This is a genomic window from Pseudomonas sp. ASL3 (assembly GCF_056680425.1).
On the sequence record NZ_CM155281.1, the window covers coordinates 5,790,118 to 5,814,596 of the forward strand.

A 24,479-nucleotide genomic window follows, 5' to 3' on the forward strand; every position below is an offset into this window, starting at 1 on the left:
GTGCGCAATAAATGATCAATTCAGCGTTTGAGCATGGCGCGAATATCAGCCAGTGCTGTATTGCCACGAACGGCTTTCACTTCTACCGGTGTGTCGTCATTGCCTTCCCAGGCGAGGTCGTCCGTTGGCAGTTCATCGAGAAAGCGGCTCGGCGCGCAGTCGATGATCTCGCCGTATTGCTTGCGCTTGGCGGCAAAAGTGAAGGCCAATGTCTCGCGCGCGCGGGTAATGCCGACATAGGCCAGGCGACGCTCTTCCTCGATGGTATCGGCTTCGATACTGGAGCGGTGCGGCAGGATCTCTTCCTCCATGCCCATGATGAACACGTACGGAAACTCCAAACCTTTGGAGGCGTGCAGGGTCATCATTTGCACGCCTTCGGCGCCGTCTTCCTCTTCCTGCTGACGTTCGAGCATGTCACGCAAGACCAACTTGCCGATGGCCTCTTCGATGGTCATGCCGCCTTCTTCGTCTTTCTCCAGGGTGTTCTTCAGCGCTTCGATCAGGAACCAGACGTTACCCATTCGATAGTCGGCGGCTTTTTCACTGGAGCTGTTCTGCCGCAGCCAGTTTTCGTAGTCGATATCCATGACCATGCTGCGCAGGGCAGCAATCGGGTCGTTCTGCGCGCATTGCTGGCGCACGCCATCCATCCAGCGCTTGAAACGCTGCAGGCGGTCGGTGAAACGGCTGTCCAGATGCTCACCCAGGCCGATTTCATCGGTGGCGGCGTACATCGAGATCTTGCGTTCGGTGGAGTAGTTACCGAGCTTTTCCAGGGTGGTCGAACCGATTTCACGACGCGGTACGTTGATCACCCGCAGGAAGGCGTTGTCGTCATCCGGGTTCACCAGTAGACGGAAGTAGGCCATCAGGTCTTTTACTTCCTGACGCCCGAAGAAGCTGTTGCCGCCCGACAGTCGATACGGAATCTGATGGTGTTGCAGCTTCAGCTCGATCAGCTTGGCCTGATAGTTACCGCGGTAGAGGATCGCGAAGTCGCTGTAAGGGCGGTCGGTGCGCAAGTGCAGGGTGAGCAGTTCCACTGCGACGCGTTCGGCTTCGGCGTCTTCGTTGCGGCAGCGGATCACGCGGATTTCGTCGCCGTGGCCCATATCGCTCCACAGCTGCTTTTCGAAGGCGTGGGGGTTGTTCGAGATCAGCACGTTGGCGCAGCGCAGGATACGACTGGTGGAGCGATAGTTCTGCTCGAGCATTACCACTTTCAGCGATGGATAGTCGTCCTTGAGCAGCATCAGGTTTTCCGGACGCGCGCCACGCCAGGCATAGATCGACTGGTCATCGTCGCCGACCACGGTGAACTGATGGCGGCTGCCGATCAGCAGTTTCACCAGCAGGTATTGGCTGGCGTTGGTGTCCTGATATTCGTCCACCAATAGATAGCGGACCTTGTTCTGCCACTTTTCCAGAATGTCGGCGTGTTCCTGAAACAGCTTCACCGGCATCAGGATCAGGTCGTCGAAATCCACCGCGTTGTAGGCTTTGAGCGTGCGCTGATAGTGGGTGTAGACGATGGCAGCGGTCTGCTCCTTGGGGTTGCGCGCGTTTTCCAGGGCTTGCGGCGGCAGGATCAGATCATTTTTCCACGAGCCGATCATGTTCTTTATTTCGTCGACGCCGTCGTCGCCCGAATATTCCTTTTGCATGATGTCGGTCATCAGGGCTTTGACGTCGGCCTCGTCGAAAATCGAGAAACCGGGTTTGTAGCCCAGCCGCGTATGCTCCTTGCGGATGATGTTCAGGCCCAGGTTGTGGAAGGTCGATACCGTCAGGCCACGGCCTTCGCCACCCTTCAGTAGCGTGCCGACACGTTCTTTCATCTCGCGCGCGGCCTTGTTGGTAAAGGTCATGGCGACAATGTATTGCGCCCGAATGCCGCAATTCTGGATCAGGTGCGCGATCTTGCGGGTGATCACGCTGGTCTTGCCGGAGCCAGCACCGGCGAGCACCAAAAGAGGGCCGCCGACGTAGTTCACGGCTTCTTGTTGCCGAGGATTGAGTCGGGACATGACGAAAAAGGATCGCTTGCGAAATGGCCGGGCATTTTAACAGGCTCAAGCATTTGTGCAGTCATCGTCCGACACTGTGACGTAGCACGCGATCTAAATTTGCCGGTTTTGTTACTTTCGCGCAGGATGCGCAGTGGATTGTGCTCAATGTCGGGTTTTTGAGCTGTACCACCAACGATTTTTAGTGAGTCTAGGGAGCTAGCTTGTCTACGCCTGTCGAACCCTTGCGTTTGCTGCTACTGGCCCAAGAGCCAGAATGGCCAGCGTTGTTACGCGAGTGCCTGGCTCCTTTGGGAGATTCGGTAGTGCTGATCTGCGCCCCGAGTTGGGAGGACGTCAGCAGCCTGTTCGATGACGAACGAAGCGCTTTGCTGCTGACGACTCCGCAGCTTCAGCCTGCGCCGGGACGCTGTAAGTTGCCGGTGGTGATGCTGCTCACGCATGAGCCGCTCGAAACGCCGATTGGCGTGAGTGATTGGTTGGTGCTCGATGCGCTGAGTATCGACACCCTGCGCCGTTGCCTGCGGCACGTGCGCGAGCGCGGTGTGCTGGAAAACACATTGCAACGCCTGGCCGAGCAAGATCCGCTGACCGGCATCGCCAACCGCCAGGGCTTCCAGACCTTATTGGCGGCCCGTCTGGCCGAAAACGAAGGTCGCGGCCTGGCGCTTGGACACCTGGATCTGGACAACTTCCGCCACGCCAACGACGCGCTGGGCCATCAGGCCGGCGACCGATTGATCCTGCAAGTGGTCTCTCGGCTCAAGAGCCAGCTTGAAGCGGGCGATCAATTGGCGCGACTGGGCAGTGATGAATTCGCTTTATTGATCGACACCCGACGGGCGCCGCAACGCGCCGAATGGATGGCCGAGCGTATTACGGAAGCCTTGGCCGAGCCGTATTGGGTCGATGGCGAAAGCCTGCTGATCGGTTGCAGCCTGGGCATTGCCCACGCGCGCGCGCAGGCCGGTGCCGATCCATTGATGTGGCATGCCCATATCGCCATGCAGCAGGCGAAAAGCACCCAGGGCTGCACCTTTCATATCTTCAACGAACGCATCAACCGCAACGCGCGCAGCCTGGCTGATCTGGAAGGCGAGCTGCGTCGGGCCTTGCGTCGTGACGAGCTGGAACTGCACTACCAGCCACGGCTGTCGCTGGAGGACGGGCGCATTGTTGGCCTTGAAGCGCTGGTACGCTGGCGCCACGCCGAGCGCGGTTTGCTGCCACCCAGCGAGTTCGTGCCGCTGGCCGAGCAAAGCGGTTTGATCGTGCCTTTGGGTTATTGGGTCATTTCCCGCGCCCTGCGTGACATGCAGGAGCTGCGCGAGCGCGGACTGCCGCCGTTGCACATGGCGGTCAATCTGTCGTTCCGTCAGTTTCAGGACAGCCAACTACTGTCGACCCTGAGCCGTTTGATCGCCGAGCGTGGTGTCGATGCCCGCTGGCTGGAGTTCGAACTGACTGAAACCGCGGTCATGCGCCGCAGCGATCTGGTCAAGCAGACCATGGATGCGCTGGGCCGTCTGGGCGTGCGGTTTTCGCTGGATGATTTCGGCACCGGCTTCTCATCGTTCGTGCACCTCAACAGCCTGCCGATTGCCTTGCTCAAGGTCGACAAAAGCTTTGTCGGTGGCATGGAGCAGCGCGAAGAAAACCGCAAGCTGGTGCACGCCATGATCAACCTGGCGCATAACCTCAGTCTGGAAGTGGTCGCCGAAGGTGTCGAAACCCCAGAGCAATTGGCGCTGTTGCGTGGTTTTGGTTGTGATCAGGCTCAGGGGTATTTGATCAGCAAGCCGTTGCCGCTGGCTGAACTGGTTGAATATTTAACCTTTGGGCAAAGCCAAAACGTCGGGCAAGCACAGACCTTGTAGGAGCGGGCTTGCCCGCGATCGGCCGCGGAGCGGTCGTGTTCTTTAGATCGTTGAAGGTCGTGTCGGTCGAGCGCGACCCCGGCCTATCGCAGCCTTCGGCAGCTCCTACAGATGCCGGGCTCGACATCAAGCCATGGCCGGCTCGCCCACCGGCACCTGCCGCAGCAAGCGCCTGGTCTTCCTCTCGAACGCCACCGTCAGCGCCAGTGCCGCACAGGCTAGTCCCAGGGCCAGCCCCCACCAGACACCAATCGCGCCGCCCTCTGCATAAAAGCCGAAGGTCCAGGCTGCGGGTGCGCCGATCAGCCAATAACATGCAAGGCCAATGACAAACGTGGTCTTGGCATCCTTGAACCCACGAATCGCACCCATGGCCAACGTCTGCATTCCGTCGAACAGCTCGAACCACGCCGCGATCGCCAACAGCTTCACGGCGAGATCGATCACGTCGCGGTACGCCGGGTTCTCGGCGTCGAGGAACAGACCGATGATCAGGTGCGGCGCCAGCCAGAACAACAACGCGAAGCCGAGCATGATCAACGCCCCGAACGCGATGCCGACGCGCCCGGCCAGGCGTGCTTGTAGCAGGTTGCCCGCGCCGTAATGCAGACCGATGCGCATGGTCATCGCGTAGGAAATCCCTACCGGGATCATGAAGGCCATCGACACCGTTTGCAGGGCGATCTGATGCGCCGCCATTTGCGTGCTGCCCATGGCACCCATGCAAAACGCCGCAAACGTGAACAGGCCGACTTCGACCGCATAGGTACCGCCAATCGGCAGACCCAGGCGCCACAGTTCTTTCAGGCAGGTGAGCGACGGACGCATAAAGCCTTGGCGAATCGGGTACCGAGAATAGGCCGGGTGCTGACGAATATGCAGCGCCAGCAGCAATGCCATGCTGTTGGCAACCACCGCAGTGACCAGCCCGATGCCCATCAGCCCCAGATGTGGAAGGCCGAACAGGCCATGAAGGAGCGCGTAGTTGAGGCAGAAATTCACCACGACGCCGCCGAGGCTGATCACCATCACCGGCCCGGCACGACCCAGCGCACTGGTAAAGCCACGCAGGGCCATAAAACTCAGGAAGCCGGGCAGGGCGAAGGGCAGGGTGATCAAAAATTGACCGGCCATGTGCACGTTAGCTTCTTTTTGGCCGAGCTTGAGCAGGATCGGTTCAAGGTTCCACAGCAGTACGGCTGCGACCGACGCCAAGCCCCACGCCAGCCACAGTCCGGCCTGAGTCAGGCGGGTGGCGCCCAGGGTGTCGCCCGCCCCATGGCGAATCGCAACCAACGTGCCGACGGCGGCGATCACGCCCACGCAGAAGAATGAAATCAAGTTGTAGCTGGCCGCGCCCAGCCCGCCACCCGCCAGCGCATCCGGCCCCAGATGCCCCATCATCACGGTGTCGGTGAAGACCATCAGCATATGCGCCATCTGCGAAGCGATAAGCGGCCCGGCCAGACGCAGGATGATCCCGAGCTCTTTGGTCCAGGGTGCTTTAGTGGCTACAGATCGCATGGTTGTGGTGCTCGGTTTGCGGGGTTTCGTGAGCAGCTGATTCTCGGCATTTCCCATGATTGGCACAAAGGGATAAACCTGATCACTGGCATGAGTAAAACTCATCTGAAGCCAGTTGAGGTAAGGTAGCGCGACATCGCATCAGGAAAGCTCTGTATGTCTCGTAGTCTTCCTCCGCTTTATGCGCTGCGCGCATTTGAAGCCGCCGCTCGGCACAGCTCGTTCACCCGGGCTGCCGAGGAGTTGTCGATCACCCAAAGCGCAGTCAGCCGCCATATACGGACCCTTGAAGAGCACTTTGCCTGCCGCTTGTTTCAGCGTAATGGCCGCAACCTGCAATTGACCGAGGCGGCGCGCCTGCTATTGCCGGGGGTGCGTGAAGGTTTCTCGGCACTGGAGCGGGCCTGCAGCACCTTGCGCTCCGAAGAGGGCATTTTGCGCATGAAGGCGCCATCGACCCTGACCATGCGTTGGTTATTGGCACGCCTGAGCCGCTTTCGTCATCTTCAGGTGGGCAACGAAGTGCAACTGACCAGTGCCTGGATGGACGTCGACAGCGTGGATTTCACTCAGGAGCCGTTCGACTGCGCTGTGTTGCTCAGTCGCGGGCACTTTCCGCCGGATTGGGAAGCGACGTACCTGTTCCCCGAGTTACTGATTCCGGTGGGCGCGCCGACTTTGCTGCAGGATCAGCCTTGGGATGTTGCGCGTCTCGCCAGCGCCGAGCTGCTGCACCCGACACCCGATCGCCGTGATTGGCGTAGCTGGCTGGAGCGTATGGGCCTGTCGGAACAGATTTCGCTCAAGGGCGGCCAGGTGTTTGACACCCTGGAGCTGGGCATGATCGCTGCGGCTCGGGGTTATGGCGTGTCCATCGGCGATTTGCTGATGGTCGCCGAGGACGTGGCGCGAGGGAGTTTGAGCTTGCCGTGGCGCACTGCGGTGGTCAGTGGTGAAAACTACTATCTGGTATGGCCGAAGACCCGGCCGGGCGGCGAACGGCTTCGCCGGCTCAGCGACTTTCTTCAGGGCGAAGTGCAGGCTATGGACTTGCCAAAGGTGGAGATATTGGAGTGAGCAACTCGCTGTCGTCTTCACTGGTAAGCGGCCATTGCTGAGCTGCATGCAGGACGCGGAGAATCGAAACCACTTGAGCGTCCTCAACGTAGATCACTACATAGTTCGGGTGCACGACCATTTCCCGCGTGCCCTCGACTCGTCCCGCCTTGTAAAGTTGCGGATGATCAGCCAGCCCAGCTGTTTTACCCTCGACTTCGTCCTTCAGGCGCTGCGCGGCATCAGGGTTATCGTCAGAAATGTAATCAATGATCGCCAGCAAATCGGCCCGGGCATGTGCCCGCCATTCAACTCCGGGCACGACGCTTTTTGTCGATTAGCGCTTGAGCTTCATCCATGACTTGTTCATGGGGAACTGCGGGGCGCGGGTCATCCATCGCCTCCCGGACTTTGGCACGAAACCATTTGTCGTAGGCTTCCGAATCGGTAGTGAAGCCAGCGGGAAGCGCCCCTTCTCTAGCGACACGGGTCAGCAGTATGCGAACGGCATCTGAAACAGTCAGGCCAAATGTTGCCAGTGTTTCAGCCGCCTGGGCCTTCAGTTCATCGTCTATCCGGACATGCAGCATTGAAGTATGTGCAGCCATTTTCAGTTCTCCTCTGATTAATAGTCACTATGTATCTCAAAAGAGATACGGGCAACAGCGCTATGTCGGATCCCTCACTAATTACTCGAAGGCCGATACTGCAACGCCTCTGCCAGGTGACTGCGCCCAATTGCATCGACTTGCTCCAGATCCGCCAATGTTCGCGCGACTTTCAACAGGCGGTGTGCGGCCCTGAGTGACAGGGTCAGGCGTTCGCAGGCGGTTTCCAGCCAGCTTTCGTCGGCGCTGGATAACGGGCAGTGTTTGCGTAGGCCCGGCAAGTCGAGGAAGGCGTTGGCGCAGCCTTGGCGTCGTTGCTGCCGGTCGCGGGCCTGGGCCACGAGCGCGGCGGCGCTGGCGGTGTCGTCGCCGGTTTGTGGGGCAGGATTCAGTGCCGTGGCTTCGCGGGCGACGGTCAGGTGCAGGTCGATGCGGTCCAGCAACGGCCCGGAAAGCTTGTTGCGGTAACGCTGGATCTGCTCCGTCGAACAACGACAGCGGCCGCTGGGTTCGCCCAGATAGCCGCAAGGGCAGGGGTTCATTGCGGCGACCAACTGAAAGCGCGCCGGGAAGCGCACCCGGTCGCGGGCACGGGCGATGACAATGTGGCCGGACTCCAGTGGCTCACGCAACACCTCCAGTACCTTGCGATCGAACTCTGGCAATTCATCGAGAAACAGCACGCCATGGTGGGCGAGGGTGATCTCGCCGGGCTGCGGTCGACTGCCGCCGCCTACCAGCGCGGCGCCTGAAGCGGAATGGTGCGGTTGCCGGAAGGGCCGTTGCGGCCAGCTCGTCAGAGGGCTCTGGCTGGCGACCGACTGAATCGCCGCCACCTCCAGCGCTTCATGCTCATCCAGCGGCGGCAACAGGCCCGGCAGGCGGCTGGCGAGTAACGTCTTGCCGGTGCCAGGAGGTCCACTGAACAAAAGATTGTGAGCACCCGCCGCCGCCACCAGCAACGCGCGCTTGGCGGCAGTCTGCCCTTGTACCTCGTTCAGATCGGGATAGGGCTTGCTCAGGTGCAAGAGGCCGCTGGTTTCATAAGGAGCAATCGGCGTTCGGCCATTGAAGTGCGCCACCAGCTCCCGCAAATGATTGACCGCGATCACCCGCAAACCCGACGCCAGACACGCCTCCTCGGCATTGGCCGAAGGAACGATCAACGTATGGCCTTCAGCACGAGCGGCCAACGCCGCAGGCAATACACCCTGAATCGGTCGAATCGCACCGGACAACGCCAACTCACCCAGGCATTCGACATCTTGCAACGCGAAGGAGGGCAATTGGGCGCTGGCCGCGAGTAGACCCAATGCAATCGCCAGATCGAAACGTCCACCGTCTTTGGGCAGGTCAGCGGGGGCGAGGTTGAGGGTGATCCTGCGCGCAGGGTACTCGAAGCCGGAATTCAGGATGGCACTGCGCACCCGATCCTTGCTTTCCTTGACCGCCCCCTCCGGCAAGCCCACCAGCGTCAACGCAGGCAGGCCGTTGGCCAGATGGCATTCGACAGTGACGGCAGGCGCTTCCACACCCACTTGGGCGCGACTGAGGACAATGGCGAGAGACATGATCATTCCTTGATATCTGAATAACCGCATCCTGCGGGAATTAGAGGTGTCGCTGGGTGAGGGAATCGATACAGGGTGTGAATGCGGTTGGCAGGTTATACCCAGTTCGGTCGGCTTGCATTTGTGTGTGGCCGCTATACACTTGCATGTTAACGAATAACGTTAAGCTTTAATTGTGATCGTAAGCTTCAAATGCGCTGAGACTGAATACCTTTTTCGACGAGGTAAAACACGATTGTGGTCAGCGTTTATATCCGTTGCGGAACGCAAGTTGACAATGCTTGAAGCCGCCACTGCACTCGGTGATTTGCGCTCCCCTCCCGGTAATCGCCTTGAAGCTTTGGATGGCGATCGCAAGGGTCAGCACAGCATCCGCATCAATGGTCAGTGGCGAATCTGTTTTATCTGGGGCGCGAACGGACCGGAAAATGTTGAAATCGTTGACTATCACTGAGGTGACTAATGATTAAAAACGGTATGCGCCCTGTACATCCGGGCGAAATCCTTAAAGAGGAATACCTGGAGCCCCTTGGGCTGACTTCGGCTGCCTTGGCGAGGGCGCTGAATGTATCCACGCCAACGGTCAACGATATCGTGCTTCAGCGGCGCGGAGTCAGTGCAGACGTGGCGCTTCGACTTGCCGCGTGCCTGGAGACCACGCCTGAGTTCTGGCTGAATCTGCAGCTGGCTTACGATTTACGGAAAGCGGAAGTCGAGCGGGGAGCTGCGATCAGGGATCAGGTGCATCCAATCGCTCACTGCGCGTAGCTGTAGTCTGACGGACATTTCGTGGGAGCAGGCTTGCCTGCGAATATCTCGACGCGGTCTGCCTGACAAACCGTTGTTCGCAGCGGGACGCGTAGTTGCAAGCCTGCTCCCACATCAACGCACCACCGCGCGGAAGTTATTCCGCAGGCGGCGCCAATCTTGCTTCCATCTCGGCCACTTTCGCTTCCAGCGCTTCGAGGCGGGCGCGCGTGCGGGCGAGGACGGTCATCTGGCTGTCGAACTCTTCGCGACTCACTAGATCAAGCTTGCTGAAGCCGCTTTGCAGCAAGGCTTTGAACTGGGTTTCGAATTCATTGCGCGGGATCGGTGTTTCGCCGTTGAACAAACGTGAGGCGTGGCCGCTCAGGGCGTCGAGGAAAGCTTTAGGCGCGAGCATGGTCAGGATTCCGGAAACAGATGGGCGGCAGTGTATCACGCAGCGTCTATAGTCAATTCAGATCACCCGTTCTGCACGCTTTTCGCGCACAAGGGCGGGCACGCGCGCACTGTTGTTGTGCGTCTTGATCCTGATGGCGGGGAGCTTTCATAGTGGCTTTAGGCTAAGTCACTGTAATTAAAGGCTTTTTATGAGATGGCAAGCTTTCTGCTTAGTGGCATATGACCCATGCACTGATGCAGTCGCTGTGACGAATGCAGTGCGGTAGGCGGAGTAGGGAAGTGTTTCGTCAGAAGCGGTTTTTTGGGGTTGGTCGGGCCCGTTTGAGGCGACCGACGGGTTACAAAGCCAAGCACTGCGCTTAGACTTGAGTCGGGTTTGTTTTCCTGGGGCAAGTCCACCAATTCGGGAGAAAGTTTCATGAAACTAGTCACTGCCATCATCAAGCCGTTCAAATTGGATGACGTGCGCGAGTCGCTGTCCGAGATCGGCGTGCAGGGCATCACCGTCACAGAAGTTAAAGGCTTCGGTCGGCAGAAGGGTCACACCGAGCTGTATCGCGGTGCGGAGTACGTCGTCGACTTCCTGCCAAAAGTGAAAATCGATGTTGCGATTGATGACAAGGATCTGGATCGGGTTATCGAGGCGATAACCAAGGCAGCCAACACCGGCAAGATCGGTGACGGCAAGATCTTCGTGGTTAACCTAGAACAGGCCATTCGCATCCGTACCGGCGAAACCGATACCGACGCAATCTAAGCCGCCAAACCCCAACGCCCCAGGAGTAAAACACTATGACTCTGCGTCAATTCGCAGGGCTAGGCGCCCTGTTGTCCCTTTTAATCCCTGGTCTGGCCCTGGCGGCTGACCCGGTACCGGTCGTAGCACCTGTCCTCAACTCCGGCGACACGTCCTGGATGTTGACTTCGACGGCGTTGGTGCTGTTCATGACCATCCCCGGTCTGGCGCTGTTCTACGGCGGCATGGTTCGGCAGAAAAACGTTCTTGCGATAATGATGCAGTGCTTCGCCATCACCGGTCTGGTCAGCATTCTGTGGGTCATTTATGGCTACAGCATCGCGTTCGACACCACGGGGATGGAAGCCAACGTCGTCAACTTCAACTCCTTCTTCGGCAGTCTGGCCAAGGCGTTCCTCGCGGGCATAACCCCAGCGAGCATCACCGGCCCAACCGCGTTGTTCCCTGAGGCGGTGTTCGTCACCTATCAGATGACCTTCGCCATCATCACCCCAGCGCTGATCGTCGGTGCGTTCGCCGACCGGATGAAGTTTTCCGCCATGCTGGTCTTCATGGGCATCTGGTTCACGCTGGTCTATGCGCCAATCGCGCACATGGTCTGGAGCGGTCCTGGCTCACTGTTGGGTGACTGGGGCGTTCTCGACTTCGCCGGCGGCACCGTGGTTCACATCAACGCAGGTGTAGCGGGTCTGGTTGCCTGTCTGGTACTGGGCAAGCGTAAAGGCTTCCCGGCTACCCCAATGGCTCCGCACAACTTGGGTTACACCCTGATCGGCGCGGCAATGCTTTGGGTGGGCTGGTTCGGCTTCAACGCCGGCTCCGCTTCCGCGGCCAACGGCACTGCCGGTATGGCGATGCTGGTGACCCAGATCGCGACCGCCGCTGCTGCACTGGGCTGGATGTTCGCTGAGTGGATCACCCACGGTAAGCCAAGTGCCCTGGGCATCGCCTCGGGTGTGGTTGCCGGCCTGGTTGCCATTACTCCGGCTGCCGGTACTGTTGGCCCGATGGGCTCGCTGGTAATCGGTCTGGCGGCTGGCGTGGTCTGCTTCTTCTGCGCTACCACCCTGAAACGCAAACTGGGCTACGACGACTCCCTGGACGCCTTCGGCGTGCACGGTATCGGCGGTATCCTCGGCGCGATCCTGACCGGTGTGTTCGCTGCGCCTTCGATGGGTGGCTTCAATGCCGCAACCACTGACATCGCTGCACAAGTCTGGATTCAGTGCAAAGGCGTCGGCTTCACGATCATCTACACCGCGGTCGTCACCTTCATCATCCTTAAGGTACTGGACGCCGTCATGGGTCTGCGTGTCACCGAGGAAGAAGAAGCTGTAGGCCTCGACCTTGCGCTTCACAATGAGCGTGGCTACAACTTGTAAGTCACCGCATAAAAAATGCCCGGGTTACCGGGCATTTTTTTGTCTGAAGTTTGTCGATGTAGAGGTGGTGGCGACGCTTGTTCGCTTTTCGGCCATGACTTACGTAAAAGGTGGTCCATTACGCGCTTTGTTTTTTCCACCAGCGCGTTAGAATGCGCGCCGAAGCGTGGAGAACTGTATGTGGCAACAGACGCTGATAACCTTACGGGCGAGGCCTCGCGGGTTTCATCTGGTAACTGACGAGATACTGGCAGGCTTGCCTCAGCTGCACACTTGTCGAGTCGGTCTGTTGCATCTGTGGCTGCAGCATACCTCGGCCTCGTTGACCATCAACGAGAATGCCGCCCCGGCCGTGCGTCGTGACTTCGAGCGTTTTTTCAGCCGTCTGGTGCCTCAGGGTATGGACGGATACGAACATGACGACGAAGGCCCCGATGACCTGCCGGCACACTTCAAGGCCAGTTTGCTGGGCTGCCAATTGAGTTTGCCGATCACGGCGGGGCAGTTGGCGCTGGGTACCTGGCAAGGTGTTTATCTGGGTGAGCATCGTGATGTAGGCGGTGCTCGCAGAGTCCTCGCCACCTTGTACGGTGACGGGGCATGACCGCTGTTTTTCAGCGGATGTTGAATTTTTTCTGGCAGCCTTCGATAGTTGGCGTAGCTGGGCTATAACTAATCTGCTTTCGCAAGTCATGAGGTAGAACATGAGCGACGACGACAACGACGATCTGGTAGACGATCTGGAAGGTGAAGAGGACGGTGAGGAGCTTGCAGCTGCTGCCGAAGACGATGGCGTCGAAGTTGATGACAGCGTCGAAGCCTCGGTCACTCCTGCCAAGGGCAAAGCCAAGGCTGCGGTCTCTGTGGATGAACTGCCAAGCGTAGAAGCCAAGAACAAAGAGCGTGATGCTCTGGCTCGCGCGATGGAAGAGTTCCTGGCCAAAGGCGGCAAAGTGCAGGAAGTGGAGGCCAACGTGGTCGCCGATCCGCCGAAGAAGCCTGACAACAAGTACGGCAGCCGGCCTATCTAGGCTCCCGTTGCTGTTGTTAAAGAAAAGCCCGCTGTCGCTGCGGGCTTTTTCTTGTCTGAATGAGGGGGACAGATTGATTTTCGATGAAGCGCTGAAAATAAATCAGTCCCCTCACGATCATCAGCTCCAGCGCGACAACAATTCCGGCAGTTCCGTCAAACTCTGAATTTCAGCATCCGGCCGCCTGTCTGCTTCCCAGGCCTTGCCCGCAGGGTTGAACCAGATGGCGCGAAAGCCCGCCTGCTGTGCCCCGGCTATATCGTCGCCGGGATGGTCGCCGATGTGCACCGCTGCGTCGGCCTCGACCTTGCCGCGTCTCAGTGCTTCAAGGAAGGGAGCCGGGTCAGGTTTGCCGATACCCAAATCTTCAGCGCACAGCGCGAAAGCGAAGTAATCCGCCAACCCCAGACGGCGGACATCGGCGTTGCCGTTCGTCACAACCCCCAGGGTGTAGGTTTTAGCGAGGATCTCCAGCGTCGGCTGAACCTCGGGAAAAATGTCGATTTGATGCCGGGCGTGCAGGAAGACCTCGAAGCTCTTGTCAGCCAGTGTTTGCGCTTGATCGTGGGCGTAACCGGCATCTTCCAGCGCATGAAACAGCACGCGCCGACGCAGTGCACTGATTCGGTGCTTGAGCGTGGGATCGGCCTCTATCAGTCGAGTGCGGATAGCCCACAGATGCTCCACCGGAACCGGGCCCAGATCGGGCGCGTGTTCGGCCAGCCAGTTACGCAGCACGGCTTCGGCGCTGACAATCACCGGGGCGGTGTCCCACAAGGTGTCATCGAGGTCGAAAGTAATGAGCTTAATCATGATCGGTGCCCTTACTGCGTTTGGCCCGAGGATGGGCGCTGTCGTACACCGTGGCCAGATGCTGGAAGTCCAGGTGTGTGTAAATCTGCGTGGTAGCAATGTCGGCGTGGCCAAGCAATTCCTGAACCGCGCGCAGATCCTGCGAAGATTCAAGCAGGTGGCTGGCGAACGAATGGCGAAGCATGTGCGGATGCAGGTTTTGCCCCAACTCGCGTTCGCCCGCTGCTTTCACGCGTAGCTGAATCGCTCTGGGGCCCAGGCGACGGCCTTGCTGGCTGATGAATACCGCATCGTCCTCCGGGTTGGCCAGCGCGCGCAACGGCAGCCAGATTCCCAGGGCTTCACGGGCTTTTTTACCTATCGGCAGCACCCTGGTTTTACTGCCTTTGCCGAGTACTTGAATCAGCCCGTCACTCAGGTCCAGCTGTTCGAGATTGAGCCCGGTCAGCTCTGACAGGCGCAGGCCCGACGAGTAGAACAGCTCCAGGATCGCTTGATCGCGATGGGCCAGAAAATCGTCCTCGACCGCGCCGTCGAGCAATTGCAGCGCGCGGTCGGCATCAAGGGTTTTTGGCAGGCGGCGCTCGCCCTTGGGCGGTGACAAGCCGTTGGCCGGATCGTGATTGCAGAGACCTTCGCGGTTCAAGTAGTGGTACAGGCCGCGAACCGCCGACAGCAGGCGCGCCAGGCTGCGCGAGGATTGACCTTGCTGATGCAGGCGGGCAATCAGGCTGCGCAGGTGCTGAATATCCAGCGCCGACCAGCTGCTCACCTGCTGTTTTTCACAGAATGCGAGGACTTTGTTCAGGTCGCGCCGGTAGGCTTCGAGGGTGTGGGACGACACTTGGCGCTCACTGCGCAGGTGCGTGCAGTAAGCGTCCAGTTGCCTTTCCATGGTCAGCGGACCGAGCGTAGCGAGTGGGTAAAGCGCGGCAATACCCGCCCCAGCACTTCAGCGATATAGCTGAGGAACAACGTGCCAATCGAGCTTTTGTAGTACTGCGGATCACGGCTGCCGATGGCCAGAACGCCATGCAGGCCTTGATGAGTCAGGGCTACGACGGCGCTGGAACCTACTTGCTCGCCTTGTTCAGTGCCGAACAGAAAGGTCAGTTCATGCTCGCGCAGGGCACCGCAGACGGTCTTGTCGCCTGAGATCAGGCCGCCGATGGCTTTCTGCGCTTCGGCGCTGCTGACCCAGCGACCGACAGGCATGGGGTTGTCGCTGAACAGAATCAGGCTGACGAAGGGCACCTGAAATTCTTGACGCAGACTGTCTTCTACAGCGATTACCACGTCTTCCAGGCTGCCGGCGTCCATCAAGGCCAGAATCAGGCGGCGGGTCTTGTCGAACAGCCGATCATTGTCGCGGGCCACGTCCATCAGTTGCGAAAGACGGTGGCGCATCTCGATATTGCGATCGCGCAACAGTTTGAGCTGGCGCTCGACCAGCGACACGGTATCGCCACGCTGGTGCGGGATGCGCAGCGCTGGCAGCAGTTCTTCGTGTTCAACGAAAAACTCCGGGTGCTTACGCAAATACGCGGCGATAGCCTCTGCCTCAAGGGCTGGCGCTGCATTGTCAGCAGATGCTTCGCTGGGCTTTTCGGCTGAAATCTGAGGCTGATCGGTCATCGAATTTGCTCACTCATAGACGAACCTGTCCTTCGTAAACCCGCACCGCCGGCCCCGTCATCATCACGGGCTGGCCTGGACCTTCCCATTCAATGGACAAGCGCCCGCCAGGCAGGTCGATCAACAGGGGCGAATCCATCCAGCCCTGAATGATGGCGGCCACCGCAGCCGCGCAGGCGCCGGTACCGCAGGCCTGGGTTTCTCCGGTGCCGCGCTCCCAGACGCGCAGTTGCGCGCGTTGGCGATCAACCACGTGCAAGAAGCCGACATTGACTCGGGCCGGGAAGCGCGGGTGATGTTCCAGCATTGGCCCGAGCACATGCACGGGTGCGTTATTGATGTCTTCAACACGCAATACTGCGTGAGGATTACCCATCGATACTGCGGCAAGCTCGATAGTTTGGCCATCGACTTCGACCGCATAACTTAGCGCCTGCTTGTCGGCCTGAAACGGAATCTGCTCTGGAATCAGTCGAGGCGGGCCCATATTGACGCTGATCTGGCCGTCGCTGCGGATGTCCAGTTCGATGATGCCGCTTTTGGTTTCCACGCGAATCTGCCGTTTGGCGGTCAGGCGCTTGTCCAGCACGAAGCGGGCGAAACAGCGTGCACCGTTGCCGCACTGCTCGACCTCGGAACCGTCGGCGTTGAAGATCCGGTAACGGAAATCGACGTCCGGGTTGCTCGGCGTTTCGACCAGCAGAAGTTGGTCGAAACCGATCCCGGTGTGGCGGTCACCCCATTGTTTGGCGTGCTTGGGCAAAATATGTGCGTGCTGACTGATCAGGTCCAGGACCATGAAGTCGTTGCCCAGGCCGTGCATCTTGGTAAAACGCAGCAGCATGGGGTTACTCCGGCAGCAGGCTTTCGCCAGCGAACAGCTCTGCCACAGTCTCGCGGCGGCGCACTTCGAAAGCCTCGGTGCCATCGACCAACACTTCGGCGGTACGACCGCGGGTGTTGTAGTTGGAACTCATGACAAAACCGTAAGCCCCCGCCGAATGGACGGCCAGCAGGTCACCTTCGGCCAGCACCAGTTCGCGTTCCTTGGCCAGGAAATCACCGGTTTCGCAGATCGGTCCGACGACGTCGTAGGTGCGCGGCTGCCCATCGCGTGGGCGAACGGCGGTCACGTCCATCCAGGCTTGATACAGCGCCGGGCGGATCAGGTCGTTCATCGCCGCATCGACGATGGCGAAATCCTTGTGTTCGGTGTGTTTGAGGTATTCGACCTGGGTCAGCAGCACGCCGGCATTGGCGACGATGAAGCGACCGGGTTCGAACACCAGTGCCAGATCACGACCATCAAGGCGCTCACGCACGGCCTTGATGTAATCGCTGGCCAGTGGCGGCTCTTCGTCGCGATACCGCACGCCCAGACCGCCGCCGAGATCCACATGGCGCAAGTGAACGCCGCAATCGCCGAGGCGATCGATCAGGGCCAGCAGGCGATCCAGTGCATCAAGGAACGGCGGCAGGCTGGTCAGTTGCGAGCCGATATGGCAGTCGACGCCGATTACATCCAGGTTGGGCAGTTGCGCCGCACGGATGTAGACGTCTTCGGCATCGGCGATGGCGATACCGAACTTGTTTTCTTTGAGGCCGGTGGAGATATAGGGGTGTGTGCCGGCATCGACATCCGGGTTGACGCGCAGGGAGATCGGGGCGCGCACGCCCAGTTCTGCGGCCACGACTTGCAAACGCTCAAGCTCGTCGGTGGATTCGACGTTGAAGCAGTGCACGCCGACTTCCAGCGCGCGACGCATGTCTTCGCGGGTCTTGCCGACGCCGGAGAACACGATCTTGTCTGGCTCGCCGCCAGCGGCCAGTACACGCTCCAGCTCACCACGGGACACGATGTCAAAACCAGCGCCAAGGCGCGCCAGGACATTGAGTACACCCAGGTTGGAGTTGGCTTTTACTGCGAAGCACACGAGGTGCGGCATGCCGCTCAAGGCGTCGGCATAAGCAGCGTATTGCGCTTCGATGTGTGCGCGGGAGTAAACGTAGGTCGGCGTGCCGAAGCGTTCGGCAATGGCAGACAACGCTACACCCTCCGCGAACAGTTCACCGTCGCGGTAGTTGAAGGCGTCCATGATATTCCCTAGTAAGTAGAGTGCTTGTGCGATTGCGTTTGCGATGATTTCGCCTGGTCGTCAGGGTTTTTGCTGTCATCAGGCAAATACAGCGGCCCTTTTTGACCACAGGCGGAAACAAGACAAGCGACCGCGACGAGCGCAGCAAGGGAAGAGATCAGGCGCTTCATGGCGAAATCCTTTGTAAAAGCATTAATTGCGCTCGAGTATACCGGCCACCCAGCGCCTTGCCTATGCGGCGGCCAACCCGTCCGACGGGGCTTCGGACGGGCCCCTGATGATTTACCCCGGCTCGATCAAGCATTATCGGCATTGCCGCCTGCTATTGGGCGGGTATGCTTTGCATTTGTCTGGAAGCGACCGTATCTTGCGGCGCTGCGCCATCGGTAGACACTTTTTGAGGTTCCCGTAATGAGTTTGACTGAAGCCCGCTTTCACGATCTGGTCGATGCCACCCAGCAAGCGCTGGAGGATATTTTCGATGAGAGCGATCTGGATCTGGACCTGGAAAACTCGGCCGGCGTGCTGACCGTGAAGTTCGAAAATGGTACTCAGGTGATTTTCAGTCGCCAGGAACCGTTGCGTCAGCTGTGGCTGGCCGCGCGTTCCGGCGGCTTCCATTTCGACTACGACGAAGAAGAAAAGCGTTGGGTGTGTGATACCAGCGATGAGCTGCTCAGTGAAATGCTCGCGCGCATCGTCCTGGAACAGGCAGGCGTCGAGCTTGAGTTCGACGAGATTTGACAGTGACCGATAACACCGCATCAGCGCCGGTCAAACCGGCGAAGCCTTTGTTCAGCAATGTCAGTCCGGCAGTGCCGTCGCCCTGCATCAGCGTGTGCCGACTCGATGAGCAGAAGGTTTGCCGAGGCTGCTGGCGTCATGTGGAAGACATTCGGGAATGGCGCTCGGCGGACGATGAGCGTCGCCGGCAGATTTGCGCGAATGCCGAGCAGCGCCGGCTGGGCACCGCCTCAACCCAAGTGGCGGCTGGCTGAAACTCTCGTCGGGTTGTGTATTTATTCGTCTGTGATAGTGTCCGGGTATGCCTCGTTTGCTTGAGGCCCGTCAAAACCCCGCCTGAATCGGCGGGGTTTTGCTTTTATTGCGCAGAATAAAGGGAGTCTGCCTGGATCATGAGCACTGCACCTTCAATCATCCTCACCCGACTCGACGTGCAACGTCTTGAGCGTTTAATCGACAGCCTGGATGAAGCCACGCCGGGGGTTGAAGCTCTTCAGACCGAATTGGACCGTGCCGAACAAGTGGTTGGCCACGAGGAAGTGCCTGCCGGTGTCGTGACCATGAACTCGCGCGTGCATTGTCGCGAAGAAGGCAGCGGCAAGGACTACCACTTGACGCTGGTCTACCCGCAGGACTCAGGCGCCGAGGGCACGGTGTCGGTGCTTGCGCCGGTAGGCTGCGCACTGCTGGGCTTGCAGGTCGGTCAACACATCGACTGGCCGGCGCCCGGCGGCAAGACCTTGAAACTGACCTTGCTGGAAGTGGAATATCAGCCGGAAGCGGCGGGTGAGTACAACCAGTAAGCACCAGCAGGTCCGGTGATCGTTCCCACGCTCGCGCGGGAACGATCTATAGGACCTGATCCATCGCGCTGTTCAGCGCCTTCTCCAGATCTGCCTTGTAGCGCAAGAACAGAATGCTTTGCCCACGAACATCGCCCAGCAGACCGGACAGGTCGAGGTCGGTGATGTAGCAGCGATAGCGCTGGGCTTCACTGCGTTGTTCGAGAATCTGTTGCGCCACCACCGCGAACAGTTGCTCGCCATATTCCAGTTCGGAAAACTCTCGATGGTTGCAGTACAAGGTGACATTCACTTGGCCTGGCGCTGCTTCCTCAATGATCGCCTGTACGTCATAGAACGGCTTCTCGAGCGGGATGGCCGGGGTTGTGCGAGGCTCTATCCGTCGCGCGCGGCCAGCGCCGGTGGGCAGCACTTGGTAGTACAGCGTTTCCAGCGAGGACGGCTCCAGCGGATTGTCCAGCGGCAGCAGGGCGCCACGTCGATACACCAGCGAATGGAAAAAGCGTTGCAGCGGCACCAGCAGGCTTGATTCATCGTGGTACGGCAAACGCTGATGCCACAGCGCGTTGTGCTCATCGAGCACATAAAGGTCGGCGTATGGCTCATTGATCCGGTAAAACACTTGAATGCATTCCGGTTGACCATGGGGCAGGATCATCGCCAGATCGTGCTCATCCAGCGCATTGGGGTCCAGGTGTAGCGGGCTGTAGCTCGGCAGCTCCTCACTCAGGTAATCGAGCAGCGCCGGCAGGCTGGCCAGCGATACATGGTTGACCTGGCCGGGAACCATTTCCAATACGTGGTAGTGCTGCTGAACCTGAATCAGGTAACGATGATTGAGCCGCCGGGCAAGCAACAGCTTGGCGGTGTTCACCAGTTCCTCGACGCGCTGGGCAATGGCCGGCGCGCGGTTGTGGCAAAAACAGCGCACGTGCACATGAGGCTGCTCCGGGCCCTCAGGCAAATTGCTGAGGAAATCGCTCAGGCAGTCGAGCAAGGCGTGCGGCCCGTCGTAACGGTTGACCAGTATTTCATTCCAGCTGTTGAGTGTGATCTGGTCGAGGGTCAGCACCAGATTCTCCCGAACGCCGGCATAACTCAGCGAATCGGTACGTTCGGTGGTCATCAGAATATTCAGATCCCGATGATGCTTGAGCGGATCGACGCCGACATTGACCAGCAGCAACACCTCGCTGGGCACGCTGGGACGCAGCAGCTGTTCTTCGCTGACGGTACCGAGGGGCAGGGGAATGGCCTGCTGCAGACTGCCAATCAGGTTGAACAGCTCGAACTCGGTCAAATCGCTGCTGCCGGGGTGCAGCGCCAGGCGCGTAGTGTGGTCGATCACGTTGTTGCGGTGACACCAGACCAACAGTTCGAGCAATTCCCGGCTGCGCTTGATCGGTGAAAAATGCTCCCACTCATGCACGCCGAGGCTGTCGTTGTACAGGCCCCATTGGGTCTTGCCCGGCTCGCGACGATTGGGTGACTGCACCAGCGTCAGCGTATCTTCGGCCAGATCCGGGGCGATACCCGGATTGATGAACTCGACCTTGCCGGCCTTGCGCTCGAAGGCAGCGTACAGGCGTCGCCCCAGCACATTCAGATCGCGCTTGTTGATCAAACTGGCCGCCTGCTGCGTGCGGGCAAACTGAGTGAGGAAGCGATAGCTGTAGTTGAGCTCATTGACCAGTGCGCGGCGTTCGGTGGAGACCTGTCGGACTTTCCATTGGCTGCGGCTATCGAGCAGCGCCAGTTGGCGTTCGTCCCACCCCCATTCCTTGGTCAGTCGTTCCAGCAATTGACGCTGCCAACTGGTGGTGCGCTGACGGGGAGAGCCCGTGAGCTTTTTGTTGACCTTCAAATACAGGCTACGACGCACCAGCTCCAGGCGTTCGGGCTCGCCTCGGACGTTGAGGTATTCCTCGATGCGCCGGTAAACCACCATGTACGGGTCCAGCTCATCGAGGTCGAGCTTATTGGCGAAGACCGCCTGTTTGAAACGCAGGCTCAGGCATTGCACCTGCGGGTGTTCGCTGGCGTAGACCTCGATCAGCAACAGTTTGAGCACGGATTTGTAGGGCGACTCGATGCCTTTGAACAGCTGCCACAAGCCCGCGCCAATGAATTCGCCGGGCGGAATATGCGCCAGATGGCCGAAATCGAGCATCTCATCGGCCCGAATGAAGCGCTTGGACAGCAAGGTATGGGTGTACTCGTTGTACCGCTGTTCGTCGTAGACCGGCACCAGCCACCACAAGGGCGTGCGGCCCGCGAGCCAGATGGCGGTGCGATAAAACTCGTCCAGCAGCAGGTAGTGCTGGGTGGTGCCGCAGTCTTCGGAGCTGAGTTGGGCGTCGCGTTCGCCAAGCACAAAACGTTTCGGGTCGATCAGGAAAAAGTGCGCTTCAGCACCCTGACTGGCGGCCCAGGCTTCCAGCGCCTGGCATTTCTTGCGCAGCTCGGTGAGAGCGTCGGGGCTCAGCTCCGAATCGTGGCAGACCCAGACATCCATATCACTCTGCTCGGCCTGGGCCAGCGTGCCGAGGCTGCCCATCAGGAACAGGCCGTGAATGGGCTGCGGTGGATTGCCGTGGCGCGGTTTGTAGGAGAACGAGCGAGTCAGTCGTTGGGCTTCGGCCAGCGCATGAGCCTCAGGCTCATAGCTCGATACCCCGGCGGGCGTACTGCCGGAGACATAGCCAGGTAATAGCGGGTGGTTGACGTGAAAAAACAGCGGCAACAGCGTCAATACCGCTTGTTGGCGCGTCGACAGACCTTCCATGGCGCGGCCCAGCCGCCCATCGTTGAGGCTCAGAAAGCGGGCGCGTAACTGGCTGAGAACCTTGCGGTCGATTCCCTCATCCAGGTTGGGGCGAATTTCAAAAGTACGCGTCATCGCAACTAACCGGCGGGCGAGGCTCGAAAGGAAGATTCAAGACGGCGAGCAGTTTACAGCCTAAGGTCAGGCACTTTTAAGCTGTTTTTTATTTTTGACGTCAAATTATTATCGGCCGCCTTTCTTGAAGGTGAAGGGCTAAAGGAATGGCTCGCGAGACCGGTTTTTGGGAGTGCTGAACCTCCCGCGAGCCAGGCAAATGTTTCAGGCCGTTTCGGTGACGCTCAGGATGGTCAACAGTGATTGGGCATGCTTGGCAGCTTCGAGTCCAAGGCTCGTCAGGTAACCGCCATCGGATAGGGTAATCAGTCCTTTATCGAAGAGTCTTTGTGCTGCTGCAATCGCTTTTGGAGCTGCTACGTGATGGATTTTCAGGCCCTCAAGGGTATTGCCCAGATTGAACAGTACGAGGATTTCCAGTTCGGCAACCAACTCAGGGGTATACGACATAGGTACTCCAGACTTTTTAGTAATGCGCCCCACCGGACCTGTGGGTTTGTCTCGAGTCAAGGCACAGGAACGAGCTGTTCTGCGCTTATTGAGTTCTTGAGGACCCATAAAGCCGGCTTGGCGTGATCGCCCCGGAGGTCATGCGGCAGCGGGGCTTTTGCAGTGTAGTCAGGCTCTGGAGTTTTTGCTGGGGGATCTTTGGCCAGTCGTCACTTGGCTTCTGGTGGAAGCTCGGGTAACGCACGTAAAGCTTGTTCATACCACTCGGTATTGAACGGACGGTCGTCCTCAAGCAGTGCATCGATTTCCACCGCCAGGACGTGGGCCATCAGTTGCAGAATTTCTTCACGCTCGTAGCCGACCAGCGTGAGTTTGTTGAACGTCGCTTTGGCGGCAGGTGGGTTGTCGCTTTCGATCTGGTTTTCGATGGCCTGAATCAGGGTCGATTCGGCAAATTCTTCTTCGTCGTCGTCAATGTTGTCGATTGGGTCGGTCATGGTGGTTCCTGAACATCTGGTAGGAGGCCTCTGTAGGAGCTGCCGAAGGCTGCGATCGACCGAGAGTCGGTCGCGCGATCAAGATCTATCGCAGCCTTCGGCAGCTCCTACAGGGGATTTGTGCTTTAGCGGGTTGCCAGCAGCGCCTGACCGCGAACCACGGCCGCTTTGACCTGTGCCGGCGCAGTCCCGCCGATGTGGTTGCGCGCGTTGACCGAACCTTCCAGGGTCAGCACGGCGAACACGTCCTGATCGATCTGATCACTGAACTTACGCAGTTCTTCCAGGCTCATCTCAGCCAGATCCTTGCCGCTTTCCACGCCATATTTCACAGCATGCCCGACGATTTCGTGGCAATCACGGAACGGCAGGCCGCGGCGGACCAGGTAATCAGCCAGGTCGGTAGCAGTGGAGAAACCACGCAATGCCGCTTCACGCATGATCGCGTGCTTGGGTTTGATCGCCGGGATCATATCGGCAAACGCGCGCAACGAATCGCGAAGGGTGTCGGCGGCGTCGAACAGCGGTTCTTTGTCTTCCTGGTTGTCCTTGTTGTAGGCCAGTGGTTGGCCCTTCATCAAGGTCAGCAGGCCCATCAGGGCGCCAAAGACCCGGCCGCTTTTGCCACGCACCAGTTCGGGTACGTCGGGGTTTTTCTTTTGCGGCATGATCGAGCTGCCAGTGCAGAAGCGATCAGGCAAATCAATGAACTGGAACTGCGCGCTGGTCCACAGCACCAATTCTTCGGAGAAGCGCGACAGGTGCATCATCGCCACGCTGGCCGCCGAGCAGAACTCGATGGCGAAGTCGCGATCGGAGACGCTGTCCAGCGAGTTGCCGCCCACGGCATCGAAGCCCAGCAGCTTGCAGGTCAGTTCGCGATCGATCGGGTACGTGGTGCCGGCCAGGGCCGCGCTGCCCAATGGCAAGCGATTGAGGCGCTTGCGGCAATCGACCAGACGCTCGTAGTCGCGGCTGAGCATTTCGAACCAGGCCAACATATGGTGACCGAAAGTCACTGGCTGCGCGGTTTGCAAGTGGGTGAAACCGGGCATGATGGTCTCGGCTTCGCGCTCGGCTTGCCCCAGCAGACCTTCTTGCAGGCGGGTGATTTCAGCCAGGATCAAGTCGATTTCGTCACGCAGCCACAGGCGGATGTCGGTTGCGACCTGATCGTTGCGGCTGCGGCCGGTGTGCAATTTCTTGCCGGTGATACCGATGCGGTCAGTCAGACGCGCTTCGATGTTCATGTGTACATCTTCCAGATCGATACGCCAGTCGAAGTTGCCGGCCTCGATCTCGGTCTGAATGGTTTTCAGACCGTCGATGATGGTGTCGCGCTCGGCGTCGGTCAAAACGCCGACGTGGGCCAGCATCGTCGCGTGGGCGATAGAGCCCATGATGTCGTGGCGATAGAGGCGTTGATCGAAGGTGACGGAGGCGGTGAAGCGGGCGACGAACGCGTCGACGGGTTCACTGAAGCGGCCGCCCCAGGACTGATTGGTCTTGTCGGTGCTCATGGGTTCGCTCGTTAGTCTG

General features: G+C 59.2%; 27 protein-coding genes. 11 read left to right on the forward strand and 16 right to left on the reverse strand.

The window, feature by feature from the left end; genetic code table 11:
• Window positions 1–20 precede the first annotated feature (20 nt).
• Window positions 21–2,030, reverse strand: a complete 2,010-nt coding sequence (gene rep, locus AC1MEE_RS26445; RefSeq protein ID WP_480412434.1) for a DNA helicase Rep — start codon at window positions 2,028–2,030, stop codon at window positions 21–23.
• Window positions 2,031–2,233: 203 nt separating this feature from the next.
• On the opposite strand from rep, the gene AC1MEE_RS26450 reads away from it, so the two are divergent.
• On the forward strand, window positions 2,234–3,907 hold the full coding sequence (locus AC1MEE_RS26450) for a putative bifunctional diguanylate cyclase/phosphodiesterase (RefSeq protein ID WP_480412435.1): 1,674 nt from the start codon (window positions 2,234–2,236) through the stop codon (window positions 3,905–3,907).
• A 126-nt stretch (window positions 3,908–4,033) separates the two neighbouring features.
• Here the strand turns inward: AC1MEE_RS26450 and AC1MEE_RS26455 are convergent, their stop codons facing one another.
• Window positions 4,034–5,431 (reverse strand): NorM family multidrug efflux MATE transporter, encoded by a 1,398-nt coding sequence (locus AC1MEE_RS26455; protein ID WP_480412436.1) that lies wholly within the window; start codon window positions 5,429–5,431, stop codon window positions 4,034–4,036.
• Window positions 5,432–5,587: 156 nt separating this feature from the next.
• Between AC1MEE_RS26455 and AC1MEE_RS26460 the strand changes: the two genes are divergently transcribed.
• Window positions 5,588–6,508, forward strand: a complete 921-nt coding sequence (locus AC1MEE_RS26460) for a LysR substrate-binding domain-containing protein (protein WP_480412437.1) — start codon at window positions 5,588–5,590, stop codon at window positions 6,506–6,508.
• On the opposite strand, the gene AC1MEE_RS26465 is transcribed toward AC1MEE_RS26460, so the two are convergent.
• The 3 genes from AC1MEE_RS26465 to AC1MEE_RS26475 form a co-directional block, all read right to left on the reverse strand.
• The gene (locus AC1MEE_RS26465; protein ID WP_480412438.1) at window positions 6,474–6,809 is read right to left on the reverse strand and encodes a type II toxin-antitoxin system RelE/ParE family toxin; all 336 of its coding nucleotides are present in this window, start codon (window positions 6,807–6,809) and stop codon (window positions 6,474–6,476) included. The two genes, AC1MEE_RS26460 and AC1MEE_RS26465, sit on opposite strands and share 35 nt — an antisense overlap.
• Entirely contained in the window at window positions 6,796–7,077 is a 282-nt protein-coding gene (gene relB / locus AC1MEE_RS26470; protein WP_480416350.1) for a type II toxin-antitoxin system RelB family antitoxin, read from the reverse strand. Before relB ends, AC1MEE_RS26465 begins: the two co-directional genes overlap by 14 nt.
• A 95-nt stretch (window positions 7,078–7,172) precedes the next feature.
• Window positions 7,173–8,666 (reverse strand): YifB family Mg chelatase-like AAA ATPase, encoded by a 1,494-nt coding sequence (locus AC1MEE_RS26475; protein ID WP_480412439.1) that lies wholly within the window; start codon window positions 8,664–8,666, stop codon window positions 7,173–7,175.
• A gap of 175 nt (window positions 8,667–8,841) precedes the next feature.
• Between AC1MEE_RS26475 and AC1MEE_RS26480 the strand changes: the two genes are divergently transcribed.
• Together AC1MEE_RS26480 and AC1MEE_RS26485 are read left to right on the forward strand one after the other, a co-directional pair.
• Complete coding sequence (locus AC1MEE_RS26480) at window positions 8,842–9,120, forward strand: type II toxin-antitoxin system RelE/ParE family toxin (RefSeq protein ID WP_480412440.1); 279 nt, start codon at window positions 8,842–8,844, stop codon at window positions 9,118–9,120.
• 8 nt (window positions 9,121–9,128) lie between these two features.
• Window positions 9,129–9,434: a HigA family addiction module antitoxin gene (locus AC1MEE_RS26485; RefSeq protein WP_480412441.1), complete on the forward strand. Its 306-nt coding sequence runs from the start codon at window positions 9,129–9,131 to the stop codon at window positions 9,432–9,434.
• A gap of 136 nt (window positions 9,435–9,570) precedes the next feature.
• Here AC1MEE_RS26485 and AC1MEE_RS26490 read toward each other — a convergent pair whose 3' ends face one another.
• Window positions 9,571–9,831, reverse strand: a complete 261-nt coding sequence (locus tag AC1MEE_RS26490; RefSeq protein WP_480412442.1) for an accessory factor UbiK family protein — start codon at window positions 9,829–9,831, stop codon at window positions 9,571–9,573.
• A gap of 420 nt (window positions 9,832–10,251) precedes the next feature.
• Between AC1MEE_RS26490 and glnK the strand changes: the two genes are divergently transcribed.
• The 4 genes from glnK to sutA all read left to right on the forward strand — a co-directional run bounded on the left by glnK (window position 10,252) and on the right by sutA (window position 13,003).
• A complete protein-coding gene (gene glnK / locus AC1MEE_RS26495; RefSeq protein ID WP_002555808.1) occupies window positions 10,252–10,590 on the forward strand; it encodes a P-II family nitrogen regulator in 339 nt (112 codons plus the stop codon).
• Window positions 10,591–10,625: 35 nt separating this feature from the next.
• Window positions 10,626–11,972 (forward strand): ammonium transporter, encoded by a 1,347-nt coding sequence (locus AC1MEE_RS26500; protein ID WP_480412443.1) that lies wholly within the window; start codon window positions 10,626–10,628, stop codon window positions 11,970–11,972.
• Window positions 11,973–12,150: 178 nt separating this feature from the next.
• Window positions 12,151–12,576 carry a secondary thiamine-phosphate synthase enzyme YjbQ gene (locus AC1MEE_RS26505; RefSeq protein ID WP_480412444.1) on the forward strand — a complete coding sequence of 142 codons (426 nt, stop codon included), beginning with the start codon at window positions 12,151–12,153 and terminating at the stop codon, window positions 12,574–12,576.
• A 100-nt stretch (window positions 12,577–12,676) separates the two neighbouring features.
• The gene (sutA, locus tag AC1MEE_RS26510; RefSeq protein WP_480412445.1) at window positions 12,677–13,003 is read left to right on the forward strand and encodes a transcriptional regulator SutA; all 327 of its coding nucleotides are present in this window, start codon (window positions 12,677–12,679) and stop codon (window positions 13,001–13,003) included.
• Window positions 13,004–13,123: 120 nt separating this feature from the next.
• On the opposite strand, the gene AC1MEE_RS26515 is transcribed toward sutA, so the two are convergent.
• Genes AC1MEE_RS26515 through lptM form a run of 6 tightly spaced genes read right to left on the reverse strand, consistent with a single transcriptional unit; the run spans window position 13,124 to window position 17,717 of the window.
• Window positions 13,124–13,819, reverse strand: coding sequence for an HAD family hydrolase (locus tag AC1MEE_RS26515; RefSeq protein ID WP_480416351.1), 696 nt, complete (start codon window positions 13,817–13,819; stop codon window positions 13,124–13,126).
• The gene (gene xerC / locus AC1MEE_RS26520; protein ID WP_480412446.1) at window positions 13,809–14,711 is read right to left on the reverse strand and encodes a tyrosine recombinase XerC; all 903 of its coding nucleotides are present in this window, start codon (window positions 14,709–14,711) and stop codon (window positions 13,809–13,811) included. The genes AC1MEE_RS26515 and xerC overlap by 11 nt, the downstream gene beginning before the upstream one ends.
• A gap of 2 nt (window positions 14,712–14,713) precedes the next feature.
• Complete coding sequence (locus AC1MEE_RS26525) at window positions 14,714–15,451, reverse strand: DUF484 family protein (protein ID WP_480412447.1); 738 nt, start codon at window positions 15,449–15,451, stop codon at window positions 14,714–14,716.
• A gap of 13 nt (window positions 15,452–15,464) precedes the next feature.
• Window positions 15,465–16,295 (reverse strand): diaminopimelate epimerase, encoded by an 831-nt coding sequence (gene dapF, locus AC1MEE_RS26530; protein ID WP_480412448.1) that lies wholly within the window; start codon window positions 16,293–16,295, stop codon window positions 15,465–15,467.
• A gap of 4 nt (window positions 16,296–16,299) precedes the next feature.
• Window positions 16,300–17,547 carry a diaminopimelate decarboxylase gene (gene lysA, locus AC1MEE_RS26535; protein ID WP_480412449.1) on the reverse strand — a complete coding sequence of 416 codons (1,248 nt, stop codon included), beginning with the start codon at window positions 17,545–17,547 and terminating at the stop codon, window positions 16,300–16,302.
• 8 nt (window positions 17,548–17,555) lie between these two features.
• Complete coding sequence (gene lptM, locus AC1MEE_RS26540) at window positions 17,556–17,717, reverse strand: LPS translocon maturation chaperone LptM (RefSeq protein WP_480412450.1); 162 nt, start codon at window positions 17,715–17,717, stop codon at window positions 17,556–17,558.
• Between the two features lie 241 nt (window positions 17,718–17,958).
• On the opposite strand from lptM, the gene cyaY reads away from it, so the two are divergent.
• The 3 genes from cyaY (at window position 17,959) to rnk (ending at window position 19,094) form a co-directional block, all read left to right on the forward strand.
• Window positions 17,959–18,291, forward strand: a complete 333-nt coding sequence (cyaY, locus tag AC1MEE_RS26545) for an iron donor protein CyaY (RefSeq protein WP_480412451.1) — start codon at window positions 17,959–17,961, stop codon at window positions 18,289–18,291.
• Window positions 18,292–18,293: 2 nt separating this feature from the next.
• Entirely contained in the window at window positions 18,294–18,545 is a 252-nt protein-coding gene (locus AC1MEE_RS26550; protein WP_480412452.1) for a DUF1289 domain-containing protein, read from the forward strand.
• Between the two features lie 138 nt (window positions 18,546–18,683).
• Window positions 18,684–19,094 carry a nucleoside diphosphate kinase regulator gene (gene rnk / locus AC1MEE_RS26555; protein ID WP_480412453.1) on the forward strand — a complete coding sequence of 137 codons (411 nt, stop codon included), beginning with the start codon at window positions 18,684–18,686 and terminating at the stop codon, window positions 19,092–19,094.
• 46 nt (window positions 19,095–19,140) lie between these two features.
• Here the strand turns inward: rnk and AC1MEE_RS26560 are convergent, their stop codons facing one another.
• From AC1MEE_RS26560 to argH, 4 genes are all read right to left on the reverse strand, one after another.
• Window positions 19,141–21,993 carry a class I adenylate cyclase gene (locus AC1MEE_RS26560; RefSeq protein WP_480412454.1) on the reverse strand — a complete coding sequence of 951 codons (2,853 nt, stop codon included), beginning with the start codon at window positions 21,991–21,993 and terminating at the stop codon, window positions 19,141–19,143.
• A gap of 204 nt (window positions 21,994–22,197) precedes the next feature.
• On the reverse strand, window positions 22,198–22,443 hold the full coding sequence (locus AC1MEE_RS26565; protein ID WP_480412455.1) for a TIGR02647 family protein: 246 nt from the start codon (window positions 22,441–22,443) through the stop codon (window positions 22,198–22,200).
• Window positions 22,444–22,652: 209 nt separating this feature from the next.
• Window positions 22,653–22,940 (reverse strand): hypothetical protein, encoded by a 288-nt coding sequence (locus tag AC1MEE_RS26570; RefSeq protein WP_480412456.1) that lies wholly within the window; start codon window positions 22,938–22,940, stop codon window positions 22,653–22,655.
• A gap of 125 nt (window positions 22,941–23,065) precedes the next feature.
• On the reverse strand, window positions 23,066–24,460 hold the full coding sequence (argH, locus tag AC1MEE_RS26575; RefSeq protein WP_480412457.1) for an argininosuccinate lyase: 1,395 nt from the start codon (window positions 24,458–24,460) through the stop codon (window positions 23,066–23,068).
• Between the last annotated feature and the right edge of the window lie 19 nt (window positions 24,461–24,479).

What these genes read in the sequence shown, in the direction of transcription:
- rep (WP_480412434.1), bottom strand. Translation starts at nt 2,030, where the DNA reads ATGTCCCGACTCAATCCTCGGCAACAAGAAGCCGTGAACTACGTCGGC.
- AC1MEE_RS26455 (WP_480412436.1), bottom strand. Translation starts at nt 5,431, where the DNA reads ATGCGATCTGTAGCCACTAAAGCACCCTGGACCAAAGAGCTCGGGATC.
- AC1MEE_RS26460 (WP_480412437.1), top strand. Translation starts at nt 5,588, where the DNA reads ATGTCTCGTAGTCTTCCTCCGCTTTATGCGCTGCGCGCATTTGAAGCC.
- relB (WP_480416350.1), bottom strand. Translation starts at nt 7,077, where the DNA reads ATGCTGCATGTCCGGATAGACGATGAACTGAAGGCCCAGGCGGCTGAA.
- AC1MEE_RS26475 (WP_480412439.1), bottom strand. Translation starts at nt 8,666, where the DNA reads ATGTCTCTCGCCATTGTCCTCAGTCGCGCCCAAGTGGGTGTGGAAGCG.
- AC1MEE_RS26485 (WP_480412441.1), top strand. Translation starts at nt 9,129, where the DNA reads ATGATTAAAAACGGTATGCGCCCTGTACATCCGGGCGAAATCCTTAAA.
- AC1MEE_RS26490 (WP_480412442.1), bottom strand. Translation starts at nt 9,831, where the DNA reads ATGCTCGCGCCTAAAGCTTTCCTCGACGCCCTGAGCGGCCACGCCTCA.
- glnK (WP_002555808.1), top strand. Translation starts at nt 10,252, where the DNA reads ATGAAACTAGTCACTGCCATCATCAAGCCGTTCAAATTGGATGACGTG.
- AC1MEE_RS26500 (WP_480412443.1), top strand. Translation starts at nt 10,626, where the DNA reads ATGACTCTGCGTCAATTCGCAGGGCTAGGCGCCCTGTTGTCCCTTTTA.
- AC1MEE_RS26505 (WP_480412444.1), top strand. Translation starts at nt 12,151, where the DNA reads ATGTGGCAACAGACGCTGATAACCTTACGGGCGAGGCCTCGCGGGTTT.
- sutA (WP_480412445.1), top strand. Translation starts at nt 12,677, where the DNA reads ATGAGCGACGACGACAACGACGATCTGGTAGACGATCTGGAAGGTGAA.
- xerC (WP_480412446.1), bottom strand. Translation starts at nt 14,711, where the DNA reads ATGGAAAGGCAACTGGACGCTTACTGCACGCACCTGCGCAGTGAGCGC.
- AC1MEE_RS26525 (WP_480412447.1), bottom strand. Translation starts at nt 15,451, where the DNA reads ATGACCGATCAGCCTCAGATTTCAGCCGAAAAGCCCAGCGAAGCATCT.
- dapF (WP_480412448.1), bottom strand. Translation starts at nt 16,295, where the DNA reads ATGCTGCTGCGTTTTACCAAGATGCACGGCCTGGGCAACGACTTCATG.
- lysA (WP_480412449.1), bottom strand. Translation starts at nt 17,547, where the DNA reads ATGGACGCCTTCAACTACCGCGACGGTGAACTGTTCGCGGAGGGTGTA.
- lptM (WP_480412450.1), bottom strand. Translation starts at nt 17,717, where the DNA reads ATGAAGCGCCTGATCTCTTCCCTTGCTGCGCTCGTCGCGGTCGCTTGT.
- cyaY (WP_480412451.1), top strand. Translation starts at nt 17,959, where the DNA reads ATGAGTTTGACTGAAGCCCGCTTTCACGATCTGGTCGATGCCACCCAG.
- rnk (WP_480412453.1), top strand. Translation starts at nt 18,684, where the DNA reads ATGAGCACTGCACCTTCAATCATCCTCACCCGACTCGACGTGCAACGT.
- AC1MEE_RS26560 (WP_480412454.1), bottom strand. Translation starts at nt 21,993, where the DNA reads ATGACGCGTACTTTTGAAATTCGCCCCAACCTGGATGAGGGAATCGAC.
- AC1MEE_RS26565 (WP_480412455.1), bottom strand. Translation starts at nt 22,443, where the DNA reads ATGTCGTATACCCCTGAGTTGGTTGCCGAACTGGAAATCCTCGTACTG.
- AC1MEE_RS26570 (WP_480412456.1), bottom strand. Translation starts at nt 22,940, where the DNA reads ATGACCGACCCAATCGACAACATTGACGACGACGAAGAAGAATTTGCC.
- argH (WP_480412457.1), bottom strand. Translation starts at nt 24,460, where the DNA reads ATGAGCACCGACAAGACCAATCAGTCCTGGGGCGGCCGCTTCAGTGAA.